Source organism: Acetobacter suratthaniensis, assembly GCF_017377745.1.
Classification (GTDB): domain Bacteria; phylum Pseudomonadota; class Alphaproteobacteria; order Acetobacterales; family Acetobacteraceae; genus Acetobacter; species Acetobacter suratthaniensis.
This window is the reverse complement of record NZ_JAFVMG010000042.1, coordinates 1-2,348: the sequence shown is the minus strand read 5'-3', so window position 1 is coordinate 2,348 and position 2,348 is coordinate 1. Positions and strand designations below refer to the sequence as shown.

The following is a 2,348-nucleotide window of genomic DNA, read 5'->3' as shown; positions in this document are numbered from 1 at the left end:
CAGAAACTGTTCGTGCCCGAGGATAGCCATTTTGGAGACGCCTAGGCGCTGGGCGTCCGCCATGACGTGGATAACGGTTTTATAATCCGCCAGCCTGTTCGGCACGACATGGAACTCCGCACGCATGTCCTCCGGCCCCGTAGCGATCTCCGCCAGCCGCGACTGAAGCTCCGCCTCAGAGCCAACAGGTTCGCCATTCCACGTGATCGCATTGTCAAAATCGATCGCCAGCGTCACAACCGGCACCTCATGCGTGGCGGGTGGCGGGTTGCCCTGCGGCAGGTCAATCGAAACAGACTGCGTCTGCAGCGGGATCGTGATGATCAGCATGATCAGCAGCACCAGCATCACGTCAATCAGGGGCGTGGTGTTGATATCAACAATGCCCTCGTCTTCCGTGGTGCTGTCAGACCCGACATTCATGCCCATCCTTCAGTGCTCCTTCGGCTGCTCGGTAATGAAGTCGATATGGCTGATGCCCGCCTGCTGGCACGCGGCAATAATCCCGCCCACCTTCTCGTAACGCACATGCCCGTCAGCCCGGATCTGGATCTGCGGCTGCGGGCGCTGCACCGCAGCCTGCTCCAGACGGGTTTCCAGCGCCGCCATGTCGGCAACCACCGTCTGGTCCCACCAGACCCGGTTATCCGCCGTCACCGCCACAACAACGTTGCTGATCTTCGTCTGCGTCGGCTGGCTCAGATCCTTGGGCAGATCAACCTTGACCGTATGGGTCGCAACAGGGATCGTGATCAGGAAGATGATCAGCAGCACCAGCATGACATCGACAAGCGGGGTCGTGTTGATGGCGGAGACGACGTCGTCCTCTCCCCCGTCATCGCCGCCGACATGCATCCCCATGGGTCAGCCCACCCGGTTCGAGACGGTGGTCGTGGTGGGCGAGTGGTCTGCACGCACCGTAACCGTGTCCACACCACCGTGCCGCACGCCGCCAATCAGGATCGACTGAAGGTCATCGGCAAAGTCACGCACCAGATCCATCGCACCCTTGTTGCGCCGCACCAGAAGGTTGTAGCCCAGCACCGCAGGAACCGCCGTGGCCAGACCAAACGCCGTCATGATGAGCGATTCACCCACAGGCCCGGCCACCTTGTCGATCGAGGCCTGACCCGCAATGCCAATGGCCGTCAGCGCGTGGTAGATACCCCACACCGTGCCGAACAGACCGATAAACGGCGAGGTGGACCCCACCGTTCCCAAAAACGCCAGACCCTTTTGCAGGTTGCCCTGAATGTTGTTCACCGCGCGCTGGATGGACATGCCCGTCCAGGTGCGCAGGTCGATGCTTTCCTGCAGCGTGCCTTCATGGTGCTCGGCGGCCACAATGCCCGTATCGGCAATATAGCGGAACGGAGAGCCAGCCTGCAGAGCGGCCGCACCATCCTGAATGCTGGCTTTTGTCCAGAAATCCTGACGGGCCGCCCGGCCTGCGGAGAACAGGCGCGCCTGCTCGATAAACTTCGTGATCATGATGAACCACGTGCCCAGCGACATCGTCAGCATGATCAGCAGCACCGTGCGGGCCACGAAGTCACCATTCGACCACAGCGCACTCAGACCGTAAGGATTGCTCTCGGGGGCCGGGGCCGCTGCCGGGGGTTCGACCGCAGGCGGGGCCGCCGGGGTGGCGGTTGGGGCTGCGGCATCCGGAGCAGGCGCTGCGGCCTCGGGGGCCGGAACTGCGGGAGCGGGCGCTGCGGGAGCCGCCGCATCCGGGGCGGGGCTGGCCGGAGCCGTAGCGGCAGGCGGCGCGGCGTCCTGCGCCCGGGCCGTTGTGCTCACGGCCACAGGGGCCGAAACCGCCAGCACCAGCGCCAGCATGGACACGGCAGGACCAGAAACGGAAGAACGAGGCACCCTGATCATCTTGGTCTAAATCCTTACTGCTGCGGCCCGCACCACGGGCAGGCTTTCTGCCTGCGCGGGTCGGCCATCATGGTCATTCTCTTGCTCGCGGGTGTCCGGCAAGCCGGACAGGCCCGTATCAGTCATCCAGCCGGAAACGGATCACATATACCTTGTGCAGTTCCTTGACCGGCACACCGTTACGCTGGGCCGGGCGGTAACGGGCACGGGCCAGATAATCCATGGCCGAGCGGACAAAGGCCTGCCCACCGGACACCGACTGTACCTGACAGTTGCTGGTCATACCCGTGACTTCCACATCGCAGGCGAGTGTCACGCGGCCTTCGATGTTCTCCTCCTCCATCTCGGGCGGATAGACCGGCTGCACGTTGTTCAGCGGCGAAGAACCGGCCGATGTATCGGGCACATCCGGCGCGGGCGAAGGGGGAGCCTGCGTGGTGTGGCGCTGCGGCGGCGTAGGC

General features: G+C 63.8%; 4 protein-coding genes. All 4 read right to left on the bottom strand.

Annotated features, from left to right (window positions below):
- The coding region (locus tag J2D75_RS14170) for an ExbD/TolR family protein (protein ID WP_207855433.1) at positions 1–429 on the bottom strand (429 nt) is incomplete at its 3' end.
- A gap of 3 nt (positions 430–432) precedes the next feature.
- Positions 433–861, bottom strand: a complete 429-nt coding sequence (locus J2D75_RS14165) for an ExbD/TolR family protein (RefSeq protein ID WP_207855432.1) — start codon at positions 859–861, stop codon at positions 433–435.
- A gap of 3 nt (positions 862–864) precedes the next feature.
- A complete protein-coding gene (locus tag J2D75_RS14160) occupies positions 865–1,887 on the bottom strand; it encodes a MotA/TolQ/ExbB proton channel family protein (protein ID WP_207855431.1) in 1,023 nt (340 codons plus the stop codon).
- 118 nt (positions 1,888–2,005) lie between these two features.
- On the bottom strand, positions 2,006–2,348 hold a 343-nt coding region (locus J2D75_RS14155), incomplete at its 5' end, for an energy transducer TonB (protein ID WP_207855430.1).